The organism is Rhodanobacter sp. B05, assembly GCF_002001085.1.
Classification (GTDB): domain Bacteria; phylum Pseudomonadota; class Gammaproteobacteria; order Xanthomonadales; family Rhodanobacteraceae; genus Rhodanobacter.
The window spans coordinates 313,203-326,707 of record NZ_MUNU01000019.1 but is presented as its reverse complement, the minus strand read 5'-3'; the positions used below and the strand labels follow the sequence as shown (position 1 = coordinate 326,707).

Below are 13,505 nucleotides of genomic sequence, written 5' to 3'. Positions count from 1 at the left end.
GGGCGCGGGGTCACATGTAAGCGTAGTGCACGATGTGGAAGAAGATCGGCGCGGCGAACGTCACCGAGTCGAGCCGGTCGAGAATGCCGCCATGGCCTTCGATCATGCTGCCCCAGTCCTTGGCGCCGATGCTGCGCTTGACCGCCGACAAGGCCAGTCCGCCGAGGAAGCCGGCCAGCACGATCACCAGCGACATGCCGGCCGAGCCCCAGAACGTGAACGGCGTGATCCACCACAGGCAGGCGCCGATCGCGGTGGCCGAGAGGCCGCCGCCGAGCAGGCCCTCGACCGTCTTGGACGGGCTCACCCGGGGCGCGAGCTTGTGCCGGCCGAACAGCTTGCCGAACACGTACTGCAACACGTCGCTGATCTGCACCACCAGCAACAGATAAAGCATCAGCAGCAGGCTCTGCCCCTGGTAGCCGGGGATGTGCAGCAGCAGTACGGCGGGCGCGTAACTGACGCAGTACACCGTGAGCATCAACCCCCACTGGATCTTGGTCGTGCGCTCGAGGAAATTCTCGATATCGCCGTCGAGCGCGGTGATCGCCGGCAGCAGCAGGAAGCCGTAGACGGGGATGCAGATCGCGAACAGGCCGTACCAGTCGATGCCGATCAGCCAGTACTGCAGCGGTATCGCCACGTAGAAGCACAGCACCAGCGGCAGGTGGTCGCCGCGTCGGGTCGGCGTGAGCGTGGCGAACTCGCGCAGCGCAAAGAACGAGGCCAGCGCGAAGAACACCAGGGTGGTGACGCGGCCCAGCACGAAGCAGGCGCACAGCAGCGCGGCCATCCACCACCAGGCGCGGATGCGCGCGTTGAGGTTGTCGATCACCTCGCGCCTGCCTTGCGGCGCGCGCCGTCCCAGCCACCAGCCGATCGTGCTGGCCAGCAGCAACAGCGCCAGCACGCCGCCCATCACCCACCAGAATTTTTCTTGTGCCGTCATGCCAGTGCCACCACCGCCGCGTGGGCGCGTTGCAGGAAGTCGTCCTTGTCTTCGTTCGCCTGCAGTCGCAGCGCTGCGCCGAAGCGCACCACGCAGGTCAGCGGTACCGGCAGCAGGCTGCCCTTGGGCATGCTCCGGTGCAGCGTGTCCAGGTAGACCGGCACCAGTTCCGCTTGCGGATAATCGCGGGCCAGATGGAACAGTCCGGCCTTGAAGGGGAGGGGCAGCGGCTGCTGGCTGCGCGTGCCTTCGGGGAAGATGATCAGTGACTCGCCGGTGTCCAGTGCATCCCGCAGCGGTTGCAACGGATCGCCTTCGCAACGGCTGCGGTCACGCTCGATGTAGACGGCGCGAAAACCGTGATCGGCGATGAAGCCGCGGGCGCCGCCGTGGCCCCAGTAATCGCGCGCCGCCACCGGCCGGGTGGTGGCGCGCAGGTTCGGCGGAAGCGCCGACCACAGCGCCAGCGTATCGAGGTGGCTGGAATGGTTGGCGAAGTAGATCCGTTGCGCGGGCGATGGTGCGCAACCGACCCAGCGCGCATGCGCGCCGACCAGCAGCCACATGCGGTGCGGCTTGGCCATCGGCCCGCGAAAATCCTGGGCCAGCCCCAGCGAACCGCCAAGCACCCTGACGTAGGCAGTGAGCGCTGCCAGCAAGGCGCACAACCAGCCCAGCCAGGGCAACACGGCGGCGTAACCGAGTGCCACCAGGAACAGCGAATCGGCCAGCCGGTCAGGTATCTCGTTGAACAGCGCGCCGGCCGGCGTACCCTTGCCACCCTCGACCGCGACCATGCCATCGAACATGTTGCAAAGCAGCCGCAGCACGATGCACGCGGCGCACACCAGCTTGCCGAAAGGATCGGCCATCGTCAGCAGCGCGGCGGCGCCCAGCACGGCGAACAGCACGCTGACACAGGAGATCTGGTTCGGCGTGATCGACGTGCGGACCAGTGCGCCGGTGACGGACTTCGCCCATGCGCTGTCGCGCGCCGCGATGGGTCGTCGGTCGGTTCCGATCATGCTGGCCTCGTGTTCATCCCTGATCGCGCCGGTCGCGCGAATCGAGTCTGCAGTGTATCAAGCAGTGGCGCCGTGGGCACAAGCCCAACGAGGCTGTGGGCGCAAGCCGCGGAACTTGATGGATTCGGTAATTTGTCGACCGGCGCGTTGCACGCTGCACCGTGGAGCCGTACATTCGACGGCGTTTGCAGGTTGAGGCAGGAGAGCCCCATGCGCCGACGGAAGCCCATGCGCCACCGCGTACTTCCCTTGATCGTGATTGCCGCTGCACTGACGACAGGATGCCACCCCGCCATGTCCACCCAACCCTCAAAGATCCAGCCACCACCGGAAACGCTTGCGGTGCCGCTGCGGTTCGCGAGTCACAACTTTGCGGCACATTGCTACAACACCATTGGGTGTCAGGTGATCTACAACGGTCGATATCAACAAGAGGACGGTGCAGACCAAGTGGCGCCTCCGCCTCCATCTCCGAAGTACCGAAAGGAGCTCTGGGACTCGGTAGAGATTGATATTCACAACTTTCCTCCTCCCGCAGAAGTTAGGTGGAAGTCGCTGGACGGTGTGCAACACGAGGCCAAGGTGGACATGGCCGCGATTTTTAAGGACAAGCTGATCTGGCACAAAGTGCCAAAGTCGGACATGGCCGATTTCTTCAGCGGCCCAGTAGCGGGTGACCCCAGCATTTTCCTGGAGGTGAACGACCACACGATCAATGTCTATACGAAAATGTTCATTCCGACGAGGACGGAACAGATACCGGGAAACAAGGACAGTAATTTCCGGAACGACCTGTTCCTTGTCTGGACGCACGCCTATTGATCCGGGAGCAACGGAATGAGCCACGAGGACAAGCTGGACAAGGACGGAATCCGCAATGACGGCGTGCCGTATTACGAGGCTGATGCAAGGCGATTGCAGAGTTACGTCGATGCGGCTGATGCGTTGTCGCGCTTCCAGACGCCTGTGTTGGTGCACGCGGGCAACCCGCACGAGTACTTGTATGTTGCCGCGTTCGACGGCACCGGCAACGATGTCTACAAGGATCCTCAGCACGCAACCAATATCGCGAAACTGCACAAACAGATATTAGAGGGCGGTAACAGGCAGATTTCGGCAGGCTACGTTCCCGGTCCCGGCACGCAAGACCACTATCTTGCCCGCACCCTGGATGGTATCGACGGCAATACCTACGACGAACGCATCGAAAAGATGTACCAACTGTTCATCGAGAAAGCCAAGCAATGGCGCGCCGAGGACCCCCAGGCCGAAATCCGCATTGCCGACATTGGATTCAGTCGGGGTTCGGAGCAGGCAGCCGGGTTCGCGCGGCTGGTGCACGAGCGGGGCATACAGGATCCGGCAGGTGCACACTACACTCTCGACCGAGATGGTCAGATCACCCACGTCGAATACACCAGGCCCCCACTGGTCGCTCCCGGTCAGGTAGCGCAGGCGGTGGGCCTGTTCGATGCGGTGGGTACTGGCGAGCCGGTGCGGGATCATGACCGCCGCCTGCCGCCGTCGGTGATTTCCGGGTTCCAGATCATTTCCGCGGACGAGCGGCGTGGCTTGTTCAAGTCCGATCGCATCATCGATCCGGGCATGACGCCGGACGGGCGGTTCCTGGGTGTGGTCGTGGCCGGGGTGCATTCGGATGTCGGTGGCAGCTACCACCGCGACGGCCTGGCCATTCGCAGCGACAACCTGATGATCGACTATCTCAATGCCTTTAGCGACCGGCCGTTCCTCGAGCTGCAGGCGGTGCCCGACGACCCGCGCCTGAACGTGGTGCACCGTTCGGAAGACGGCATGCTGATCTATCGGCTCGGCCACAAGATCGATCGACTCAGCCCGGATGGCTACAACGAGTTGCTGGTGCCCAGGCGCGAGGCCGGACACGTCAGCGATCCGTACAACGCCGAGCCGCGCGACGAGGTATTGAACCGGCAGTTCGAGCGGCAGGTGGTGAAGGCCGGTGCGCAAACGGTGACGCCGGAGTCGACGCGGGAGGCGCCGGTCAGTGATTTGTCGATGCGACTCGACCGCCTGCTGGTGGCGGGGCAGGCGAACGACTGGGCGACCTTCAGTCGCGAGAACCAGACGCTGGCCTATGGCAATGCCGGCCGCAACATGCTCGAACGCGCGGCCGAGCAAGCCCAATGGCTGGAGCAGCAGGCGGCACAACAGCAGGCGATGCCGGCACCGCCGCTGCTGCAGTCCGTGCAAGGTCCGGTCATGCAGCACTGAGCACGATCAACCGGCCATCAGGGAGCGACGCCATGCAACAGGACGAATTGACCACCTTGATCGACAAGACCGCGACCCTGATGGCGCAATACGAGCGCCGGGGCGAAGCCATCGACGCGCGCCTGCAAGCCCTGGGCGACACGCTGCAGAGCCTGACCCGACAGCTTCCGCTGGTGGTCAAGATGTCCGCCGATGGCGTGCTGCAGACGCTGCCCGCCGAGATGGGATCGGTCATGCGCAACGGCCTCGGGCAGTCGATCGGTGACTACCGGCAGCGCCTGGACGCCGCGGGCCACGATGTCGAGAAAGCGTCGCAGGCACTGGCCGGCCAGATCGGCCGGCTGCAACGGCTGCATCGCCAGTTGATATGGAAGGCCACGGGCGCCGTCGTGCTTGCGCTGGCGTTGCTGCTTGCCGGCGGCGCGTGGTTGTCGCTGCACTACACCCGGGTGATCCGCGACAACCAGCTTTCCGCCGAACTGCTGAAAGCCTACAACGGCGCCGATGTCACTTTGTGCGGCAACGGCAAGCTGTGCGCGAACGTGGATACCCGCGGCGCGCGCTATGGCGAGAATCGGCAGTACCTGCCGGTCAGGCCGCGTTGAGATGCGCCGTCGAGCAGGACGCCGGTGTGGCGTGTCGGCGCGTCACTGATCGCCCTTCAGCTGCACCTGCACTTCGTTGATCGAGTCGCGGATGCGCTTGGAGAACACCGAGTCGTCGTGGTGGATCAGCAGCAGGTGTTCGGTGGCGCGGGTCATCGCCACGTAGAGCAGGCGCGCCTCGTCGGCTTCGCGCTGGCCTTCCTTGGGCAGCGAGCCGAGGCCGGGGATGATCACGAACGGAAACTCCAGGCCCTTGCTCGAATGCATCGTGACCAGCTTGACGCTGTCCTCGACCACGAACAGGGTCTGCTTGCCGGCGTTGTCGGCGAGGCGGCTGGGGATGGCGAGGCCCTGCAGGATTTCGTGCAGCTTTTCGCCTTCCCACTGGTTGCGGTAGAGCACCGCCATGTCGGAATAGGGGCGGCCACGTGCGTGCTCGTCGCGCAGCCGCGCGATCAGCACGTCGAGTTGGGCGCGTGCGGTGTCGGTGCGCACCAGCTCGGGCACCGCGCCGCGGCGGCCGGCGCTTTCCGGCGCGATCAGCGGCACACCATCGTCGTCGTCGCCGCGCGATTTCAGCAGGTCCTGCGCGAACACGCGCGCCACCGAGAGGATTTCCAGCGTGTTGCGGTAGTTGAGCTTGAGGATGGTGGTGCGCCCCTGCGCCTGCACGCCGAGGCTCTTCCAGCTGATCTTGCGCCGCTCGGTGCTGCCGTAGATGTTCTGCGCGTCGTCGTACAGCACCAGCAGCGAGTTGGTCGCCGGGTCGATCATCTGCACGATCAGCTTGTACCAGTCCGGCTCGAAATCGTGGCCTTCGTCGACCAGCACGGCGCCGTACTGGAAGCGCGGGATCTGTCCCCGATCCACGCCGTCGATCACCCGCAGCACCATCTGTTCGAAGAAGTCCTTGCTGCCTTGGGCGGGCAGGTCGACGTGGTAGGCCACCAGCATCTTGCGGCACCACTTGTGGAAGTTGTAGACCTGCACTTTCTCGCTCAGCCCGCGCTCGCCGATCAGCTGTTCCAGCCGCGCCGCCAGCGTCTTGTTGTAGCAGAGCACCAGGATGGGCTTGCCCATTTCGCGTGCCAGCTGCATTGCGCGGAAGCCCAGGATCATCGTCTTGCCCGAGCCGGCAACGCCGTGGATGATCCGGTGCTCGCCGCCGATCGAGCGCGCCAGTTGCTCCTGCTGCGCGTCCATTACCTTGATCAGGTCGGGGATTTCCAGCGGTCGCACCGCGTCGTCGGTGGGGCCGAACAGGCCGAACTGGCCGCTGCCGGGTTCCACCCGCAGTTCGGGGAACAGGTGCCAGCGCACGCGGTCGATCTGCGGCAGGGTCAGCGCCACCGGGTACACCTGTGGGAACATTGCCCACAGGCGCTCCTGGAAGGCTTCGGTCTCGACCGTTTCGTAAAGCTCGTCGCGGCAGATCACCAAGTGCTCGGGCACGACCTCACCCAGCGCGCCTTCGTCGAACTGCTTGCGGGTGATGTTGGCCAACACCACACCCCAGCCCCACGGCATGATCAGTTTGCCGGCATGGCGTGACCCTTCCGGATGGCGCAGCGCCGGATCGCGTTCCAGTACCACGCCGATTTCCAGCGCATAGGCGCGCGCCTGCAGCAACGGGTTGTTCTCCTTCACCAGGCCGCGTTCGGTGACCAGGGTGAACTGGGTGCTGTCGGCATGGCGGATGGTGTCGGCCTTCCAGTCCTTCACCTCCAGCACCAGCAGGCCGCGACGCGGGTGGAACACCACGAAGTCCGGATGCCGCTGGCGCACGCCGATCGGCACGTCGTACCACAGCAGGTAGTCGTCCTCGAGCTTCTGTTCCAGTCGCTCGGAGACGCGCTTCTCGCCACCGGTCATGCGTGGCAGGCAGCTGTTGCGGGTGGGAATGAGTGTCGCCACGGAGACCCCTGACTGGTGCGTGCCGGACGACGTTAGCCGATGCAGCGGGGCTGTCAATGCCAGTGCGCTAGCCCTATGTCCAGCGCTGCAGCTGCTCCGGCGGGATATCCATGCGCCGGCAGGCGCGGCTGGCGATGCCGTCGCGCAACGCGGCGCGGAACACCGGCGCGATCGACCATAGCGCGCGGGCAGCGAATCGAGCCTGGCGCCGCTGCCGCGGGGTGTGCTCGAGCATCGTCTTGGCCCAGTCCGGCAGCAGGGCGTTGCCTGCGAGCAGGAACAGATCGCGCGACGGACCGGCTGCCGGCACCGGCAGGCGCACCTGCGCCAGCAGGCCGAGTACCACCCGCGAGCGCCCGGTATAGGCCAGTTCGGCCCGAATCCGGCGGAAGTAATCGAAAACTTCGTGTTCGGAGGCTGGCACGTCGCGTGCACCGAGCAACTCGGCGATCCGCCGCACTTCGCCGTAGTAGCGGTCGGCGGCATCCGGCGGCAAGGCGATGTGGCTGTAGCGGCGGTAACCCTGCAGGAAACTATACGCCTCGCTCACGTGCACCCAGGTCAGCAGATGGGGGTCGTTGGCCGAGTACGGCTGGCCATCCTCGGCGTGCCCGACGATGTGGCCATGGATCTGCCGCACGTGTGCAATCAATGCCGCGGCCTGGGCGCGAGGCGCGTAGGTGGTGCCGCCGACGAAGGCTGTCGTCCGACGCAGCCGGCCCAGCAGATCGCCACGAAAATTGGAGTGATCCCATACGCCGGCCAGCGCCCGCGGGTGCAGGGTCTGCAGGGTCAGCGCGGCGAGGCCGCCGGCCAGCATGCCGGGGAAGTCGGCGTGCACCCGCCAGGTGGCACTGCGCGGGCCGAACAGGCCCGGGTCGCCCGGCGGGTGGTCGTAGTCGAGGCTGCCGGTATCGGCGCGCGGGAACGCACTCAGCACCCAGCGACGCAGGGGTTCGCGGGCGGGGCGGGTCAACAGTTCGAAAGGCGAGGGCATGCGCCCAGTCTATCGCCCGGATCATGGCCAGTTTGATTTGGACGTCTGTTGTGCTATCAATGGCGCCATGCACTCCGCCACCACCCGCCTGTATTTCTGGTTTTACGGCTATCCGAAGCCACCGGCGGCGGCGTGCGCGCGATCGACATGAACTGATCGACACCATCACACCGAACCGCCAGCATCCCTGGCGGTTTTTTGTTGGCCGCCATCCGAAAACCATCAGGACAGCCGCCATGCACGCCACCGACGACCTGCGCATCAGCGTCATTACCCCACTCAGCACGCCGGCCGAGGTCATGCGCGACTGCGTGGCCACGGTGGCGGCGATCGCCACGGTGGACGCCTCGCGTCAATCGCTGCACGCCATCATCAACGGCCGCGACGACCGGCTGGTGGTGGTGATCGGACCGTGCTCGATCCACGACACGCGCGCGGCGCTGGAGTATGCGGGGAGGCTGGCGCCGCTGCGCCGTGAGCTGGGCGATGCGCTGGAGATCGTGATGCGGGTGTATTTCGAGAAGCCACGCACCACGGTCGGCTGGAAAGGCCTGATCAACGATCCCGACCTGGACGGCAGCTTCCACATCGGCAAGGGCCTGCGGCTGGCGCGGGGCCTGTTGTGCGACATCAATGCGTTGGGTGTGCCGGCCGGCTGCGAATTCCTCGACATGATCACGCCGCAATACATCGCGGACCTGGTGGCCTGGGGCGCGATCGGTGCGCGCACCACCGAAAGCCAGGTGCATCGCGAGCTGGCCTCGGGGCTGTCGTGCCCGGTCGGTTTCAAGAACGGCACCGACGGCAACGTGAAGATCGCGGTCGACGCGGTGCAGGCCGCGTCGCAATCGCATCATTTCATGGCGGTGACCAAGGGCGGCCAGGTCGCCGTCGCCACCACCAGCGGCAATGGCGACTGCCACGTGATCCTGCGTGGCGGCAAGGCGCCGAATTACGATGCGGCCAGCGTCGATGCCGCCTGTGCGGCGATCGACAAGGCCGGCCTGCGCCCCCGGGTAATGATCGATGCCAGCCACGCCAACAGCGGCAAGAACCCGGAGAACCAGCCGAAGGTGGTCGAGGACCTTGCCATGCGGATAGCCGCCGGCGAGCGACGCATCCTCGGCGTGATGGTGGAAAGCCACCTGCTCGGCGGGCGCCAGGAACTGCAGCCGGGCCAGCCGCTGCGCTACGGCCAGAGCATCACCGACGGCTGCATCGACTGGGACAGCTCGGTGCAGGTGCTGCAACGGCTGGCGCAGGCGGTACGCCAGCGCCGCTGCGTCGCGGCGTCCCTGCTTTGCGCGGAGGTGGCCGCCTGAGTCAGTTTTTCAGGCGTGCGTCCAGTGTGATCGCGGCTTTCAACACCTTGGAGACCGGGCAGCCCAGTTTGGTCGCCTGCGCGATCTGCTCGAACGTCGCCGCGTCGGCGCCGGGCACCTTCGCCTCACAGGTGAGCTGCACGGCGGTGATGGAGAAGCCGTCGCCATCCTTGTCCAGCGTCACCACTGCCTTGGTGTCGATGCTGTCGGCAGTGAGTCCGACGTTGCCCAGCCCGAGCGACAGCGCCATCGAGTAACAGGCAGCGTGCGCAGCGGCAATCAGTTCCTCCGGATTGGTGCCGGGACCGTCCTCGAAACGTGACTTGAAGCCGTACGGCGCTTCGCGCAGCACCTTGGTATCCGTCGAGATCGTGCCCTGGCCATCCTTGATGCCGCCGGACCAGTGGGCGGATGCGGATTTCTTCATGGCAATGCTCCTGTTTGGCGATGGCGGACAAGCGCGCACTATGCCGCACGGTTCATGCAGCTGGCGCGAACGGATCGGCGCTCCGGCTTCACACGCGGTTGCCCCATGCGCGCCGTATGCTTGGAGTTTCTCTGTCAATGTGGAACCCACATGTCGTTTTCCATCCGGCACGATCGCGCCACCCATCGCTTCGAGACGCAGGTGGACGGCGTCGAATGCGAACTCGACTACACACTGGCGGCTGCGGTGATGACGATCACCCACACCGGCGTACCGCCTGCCGTCGGTGGGCGCGGCGTCGCATCGGCACTGGTGCAGGCGGCGTTCGAGGCAGCGCGCCGCGAAGGCTGGAAAGTGGTACCGGCCTGCTCGTATGCCGCGGTGTGGATCGGGCGGCACCCGGAATATCGCGCGCTGTGCGCCTGAAACTCCCGTTATGATCGCCGCATGCCGGCGCCGATGGCTGCGCCATGGAGGCTTGCGTGAGCAGCGATGAAACAGGCATGACGACGTCGCCGAAAAAGCGTCGCTGGCGGCCATTCCACTATGTAAAGTCACGGCCGCGGATGATCATTTCGCTGATCATTTTCCTGGTGGCCAGTGCCGTGCTGGTGCAAATGAAGCTGCGCGTGGCCACCGCCATCCTGCTGGCGTTCGATCTGGCTTCCGTGGTGTTTCTGAGCATCCTGGCACGGCTGTTCAACAAGGCTGCGACGAGTCACATGCGCAGCCAGGCGCAGGCGCAGGACACCGGGCGCTGGGGCGTGCTGTGGAGCGGCATCGTGCTGTCGACGGTGGTGCTGGTGGCGTTGAGCAATGAGCTGCATGCAGCCAAGGCCGGTGGCGTACTGGCGCTGGCGGTGGGGGCGCTCAGCGTGGTGCTGAGTTGGCTGTTCCTCAACACCATGTTCGCGATCCATTACGCGCACGGCTTCTACGGTGATTTCGGCGACAAGCACACCGGGCTGGATTTTCCCGGCACCGAACAGCCGGATTACTGGGACTTCGTCTATTTTGCGATCGTCATCGGCATGTGCTTCCAGGTGTCCGACGTGCAGATCACCAGCCGCTACCTGCGCCGCGTGGTGCTGCTGCACAGCGTGATCGCGTTCTTCTTCAATGTGTTCATCATCGCGATCACGGTGAACATCGTGGCGGGGCAGGGGAGCTAGGGGTGACCTCGCCATTTGCCAACCGTCTCGGTATCGAGCATCCGCTGATCCAGGCGCCGATGTCCGGCTCGACACCCCCGGCGCTGGTAGCCGCCGTGTCGAATGCGGGCGGGCTGGGTTCGCTCGGCGCCGGCTACCTGGAGCCGCAGGCGATCCTCGAGCAGGCGGCGCAGATCCGTGCGCTCGGCGCTCGGACGTTTGCGATCAGTCTGTTCGTGTTGCCGGATGAATTCGATGCCGACATGGTGGCCGTGGCGAAGGCGCGCGAGCAGTTGGACGCACTCATGGCAAGCGAGGGCCTCGATGTCCGCACCAGTGTGCCGGCGCGCTGGGCGCCACGGTTCTCCGATCAGTTTGCAGCCCTGTGCGAGGCGCAGCCGGCGGTGGCCAGCTTTGCATTTGGCGTGATCAGCCCGGCGCAGTTGCGCGAGCTGCAGCTACGCGACATCTACCTGATCGGAACGGCGACCACGGTGGCCGAAGCGCGCGCCTGGGCCGAGGCCGGCGCGGATGCCGTCTGCGTGCAGGGCGCTGAGGCTGGCGGTCATCGCGGCACCTTCCTGCACCAGCCCGAAGACGCGATGATCGGCCTGTTCGCGCTGCTTCCGCTCGCGGTACGTGCGTTGTCGGCGGGCGCCAGGGATGTTCCGGTGATCGCCGCCGGCAGCATCATGGACGGCCGCGGCATGCTGGCGGCGGAAATCCTCGGCGCGGCAGCCAGTCAGCTCGGCACGGCCTTTCTCACCTGTCCCGAATGCTCGGCCGCGGCGGCTTGGAAACAGGATCTGCTGCAGACCGAGGAGCATCAGGTCACCACCATCAGGAGCTTCTCCGGGCGCGCGGCGCGGGGCCTGCGCAACCGCTTTGTCGAAGCCATGCCGGAGCCGGCGCAAGGGCTGCCGTATCCGCTGCTGAACGCGCTCACCGCGCCGCTGCGCAGGGCCGCAGCAGCGGCCGGGCGCGGCGATCTGCTGTCCGAATGGTGCGGGCAGGCCGCTGGCCTGGTGCGACCCCAGCCGGCCGCCGAACTGGTTGCGCGTCTGATGCACGAGTATCGGCTGGCCAGACGGACGCTGGCGTCCTGAGCAGGTTCCGGACGCCGTTTGACGGCCGGAAAGGTATACTGCGCCAGCGCCATTTTGCGCTGCAATCCCGCATCGAGGCCCATCCTCTTGAGCACTGCCCGCACGAACAAGGCCGTCACCACGGCCACCCTGCGCAAGTCCGTCATCGACGCACTCGAAGAACTGAAAGCCAAGGACGTTCGCGAAATCGACGTCCGCGGCAAGACCTCCATCGCCGACCTGCTGGTGATCGCTTCCGGCACCTCGGCACGCCACGTCAAATCCCTCGCCGACGAAGTCGCCAGGTACGCGAAGAAAGCCGGCGTGATGCCGCTGGGCGTGGAAGGCGAGCAGGAAGGCGAGTGGGTGCTGGTGGATCTGGGCGATGTGATCGTTCACGTGATGCTGCCGCGGATTCGCGAGTTCTACGGCCTGGAGCGGTTGTGGACGGTCGGTGACCACGGGCATGAAATCGATGCGGCGCAAGCCGGCTGAAGTCATCCCCTATCACCCTGCGGTGAAGGTGCCTGGAGGGTGGCTGCTTGCCGGATGGTTGATTGAAGGACGGGTTTGATGCGGGTTCCGCGCAAGAGTGGCCCCTCACCTCAATCCTCTCCCCAAAGGGGAGAGGAGGCGAACGCGGCGCTGCGCGCGTTTCTCTTTATTGAAGCGGGCTCATGCGCGCGCGACTGATTGCGGTTGGCGAACGCATGCCCGACTGGGTCGCCGAGGGTTTTGCCGAATACCGCAAGCGGCTCTCGCACGAGCTGCCGCTGGAACTGGTCGAGCTCAAACCCGGCAACCGCGGCAAGGGTCGCGACGATGCCAGGGCCATCCAGGACGAAGGCGCGGCGATACTCGCCGCCCTGCCGCACGACAGTCATGTGATCGCACTCGATGGCCGCGGCAAGCCTTGGTCCAGCGAGGACCTGGCCGGGCAGCTGGCGAAGTGGCGCATGGCCGGCCGCGACGTGGCGTTCCTGATCGGCGGCCCGGACGGCCATGCGCCCGAAGTGCTGGCGCGCGCCGACCAGCACTGGTCGCTGGGGCCGTTGACCCTGCCGCACATGCTGGTGCGGCTGGTGCTCGCCGAACAGTTGTATCGGGCCACCACGATCATCGCCGGGCATCCCTACCACCGCGCCTGAGGGCAGGACGGCGACGGGAGTCGCAAGGCGATCTATGCTTCTGCCTTGCCCCGTTCCCCGGTGACGCCATGACGCTCCAGATTCGCCCCGCCAAGTTCCCCGACCTTGATGTCCTGGTCCCGTTGTTCGACGGCTACCGCCAGTTCTACCGGCAGGCTACCGATCCGACCCGTGCACGCAACTTCCTGTCCGAGCGACTGAGCCGACACGAATCGGAAATCCTGCTCGCCCTCGACGACAGCGGCACCGGTCTGGGCTTCACCCAGCTCTATCCGCTGTTCTCCTCGGTGCGCGCCGTGCGCACTTTCCTGCTCAACGACCTGTTCGTCGTCGCGTCGGCGCGTCGACAGGGCGTGGCCAGGGCGCTGCTGCTCGCCGCTGCCGATCACGCACGTGGCCTGGGCGCTGCCAGCTTGTCGTTGTCCACCGCGCTCGACAACCTGCCCGCTCAGACGCTCTATGAGTCCCTGGGGTGGCGGCGCGATCAGGGCTTTTGCGAGTATGGATTGGTGCTGTAGTGCTGGTGATTGACTGTCTGTCACCGACCCGTTGCTGCCGGTCGCGAACGGCTCCTTTCGGGTAGGCGAGCTGACGAAGGACAGCCATCGAACCAACCAATCTCCATGCCGAGA

The 13,505-nt window shown here is 65.7% G+C and carries 15 protein-coding genes and 1 pseudogene; 10 read left to right on the top strand and 6 right to left on the bottom strand.

The features are described 5' to 3' along the window. Positions 1 to 10: 10 nt before the first annotated feature. The 3 genes and pseudogenes from B0E47_RS15090 to B0E47_RS17280 form a co-directional block, all read right to left on the bottom strand. Entirely contained in the window at positions 11 to 949 is a 939-nt protein-coding gene (locus tag B0E47_RS15090; protein WP_077515092.1) for a phosphatidate cytidylyltransferase, read from the bottom strand. Beyond that, positions 946 to 1,533, bottom strand: a complete 588-nt coding sequence (locus B0E47_RS17285; RefSeq protein ID WP_254422981.1) for a lysophospholipid acyltransferase family protein — start codon at positions 1,531 to 1,533, stop codon at positions 946 to 948. Before B0E47_RS17285 ends, B0E47_RS15090 begins: the two co-directional genes overlap by 4 nt. 69 nt (positions 1,534 to 1,602) lie before the next feature. After that, positions 1,603 to 1,974 (bottom strand): annotated as a pseudogene (locus B0E47_RS17280) (CDP-alcohol phosphatidyltransferase family protein); the annotation flags it as partial. A 210-nt stretch (positions 1,975 to 2,184) separates the two neighbouring features. Between B0E47_RS17280 and B0E47_RS15080 the strand changes: the two are divergent. From B0E47_RS15080 to B0E47_RS15070, 3 genes are read left to right on the top strand one after another with little or no spacing between them, the layout of a single operon-like run. Then, on the top strand, positions 2,185 to 2,796 hold the full coding sequence (locus tag B0E47_RS15080; protein WP_254422953.1) for a hypothetical protein: 612 nt from the start codon (positions 2,185 to 2,187) through the stop codon (positions 2,794 to 2,796). Positions 2,797 to 2,811: 15 nt separating this feature from the next. Then, positions 2,812 to 4,224 carry a DUF2235 domain-containing protein gene (locus B0E47_RS15075; RefSeq protein WP_077515089.1) on the top strand — a complete coding sequence of 471 codons (1,413 nt, stop codon included), beginning with the start codon at positions 2,812 to 2,814 and terminating at the stop codon, positions 4,222 to 4,224. A gap of 32 nt (positions 4,225 to 4,256) precedes the next feature. Continuing rightward, complete coding sequence (locus B0E47_RS15070; protein WP_077515088.1) at positions 4,257 to 4,829, top strand: hypothetical protein; 573 nt, start codon at positions 4,257 to 4,259, stop codon at positions 4,827 to 4,829. Positions 4,830 to 4,871: 42 nt separating this feature from the next. On the opposite strand, the gene B0E47_RS15065 is transcribed toward B0E47_RS15070, so the two are convergent. Next, positions 4,872 to 6,743, bottom strand: a complete 1,872-nt coding sequence (locus B0E47_RS15065; RefSeq protein ID WP_254422952.1) for a 3'-5' exonuclease — start codon at positions 6,741 to 6,743, stop codon at positions 4,872 to 4,874. A 73-nt stretch (positions 6,744 to 6,816) separates the two neighbouring features. Continuing rightward, positions 6,817 to 7,740: an oxygenase MpaB family protein gene (locus B0E47_RS15060; protein WP_077515086.1), complete on the bottom strand. Its 924-nt coding sequence runs from the start codon at positions 7,738 to 7,740 to the stop codon at positions 6,817 to 6,819. Positions 7,741 to 7,976: 236 nt separating this feature from the next. Between B0E47_RS15060 and B0E47_RS15055 the strand changes: the two genes are divergently transcribed. Continuing rightward, positions 7,977 to 9,062: a 3-deoxy-7-phosphoheptulonate synthase gene (locus B0E47_RS15055; RefSeq protein ID WP_077515085.1), complete on the top strand. Its 1,086-nt coding sequence runs from the start codon at positions 7,977 to 7,979 to the stop codon at positions 9,060 to 9,062. A 1-nt stretch (position 9,063) separates the two neighbouring features. On the opposite strand, the gene B0E47_RS15050 is transcribed toward B0E47_RS15055, so the two are convergent. Further along, entirely contained in the window at positions 9,064 to 9,495 is a 432-nt protein-coding gene (locus B0E47_RS15050; RefSeq protein WP_305775353.1) for an OsmC family protein, read from the bottom strand. Positions 9,496 to 9,639: 144 nt separating this feature from the next. Between B0E47_RS15050 and B0E47_RS15045 the strand changes: the two genes are divergently transcribed. The 6 genes from B0E47_RS15045 to B0E47_RS15020 all read left to right on the top strand — a co-directional run bounded on the left by B0E47_RS15045 (position 9,640) and on the right by B0E47_RS15020 (position 13,391). Next, on the top strand, positions 9,640 to 9,915 hold the full coding sequence (locus B0E47_RS15045) for a GNAT family N-acetyltransferase (RefSeq protein WP_077515083.1): 276 nt from the start codon (positions 9,640 to 9,642) through the stop codon (positions 9,913 to 9,915). Between the two features lie 77 nt (positions 9,916 to 9,992). Further along, positions 9,993 to 10,661: a DUF1345 domain-containing protein gene (locus B0E47_RS15040; protein ID WP_139351497.1), complete on the top strand. Its 669-nt coding sequence runs from the start codon at positions 9,993 to 9,995 to the stop codon at positions 10,659 to 10,661. Positions 10,662 to 10,663: 2 nt separating this feature from the next. Continuing rightward, positions 10,664 to 11,746 carry a nitronate monooxygenase family protein gene (locus tag B0E47_RS15035; protein ID WP_077515081.1) on the top strand — a complete coding sequence of 361 codons (1,083 nt, stop codon included), beginning with the start codon at positions 10,664 to 10,666 and terminating at the stop codon, positions 11,744 to 11,746. 87 nt (positions 11,747 to 11,833) lie between these two features. Continuing rightward, the gene (rsfS, locus tag B0E47_RS15030) at positions 11,834 to 12,220 is read left to right on the top strand and encodes a ribosome silencing factor (protein ID WP_077515080.1); all 387 of its coding nucleotides are present in this window, start codon (positions 11,834 to 11,836) and stop codon (positions 12,218 to 12,220) included. 182 nt (positions 12,221 to 12,402) lie between these two features. Further along, a complete protein-coding gene (gene rlmH / locus B0E47_RS15025; RefSeq protein ID WP_077515079.1) occupies positions 12,403 to 12,873 on the top strand; it encodes a 23S rRNA (pseudouridine(1915)-N(3))-methyltransferase RlmH in 471 nt (156 codons plus the stop codon). Positions 12,874 to 12,941: 68 nt separating this feature from the next. After that, positions 12,942 to 13,391 (top strand): GNAT family N-acetyltransferase, encoded by a 450-nt coding sequence (locus B0E47_RS15020; protein WP_077515078.1) that lies wholly within the window; start codon positions 12,942 to 12,944, stop codon positions 13,389 to 13,391. The last annotated feature ends 114 nt before the right edge of the window (positions 13,392 to 13,505 follow it).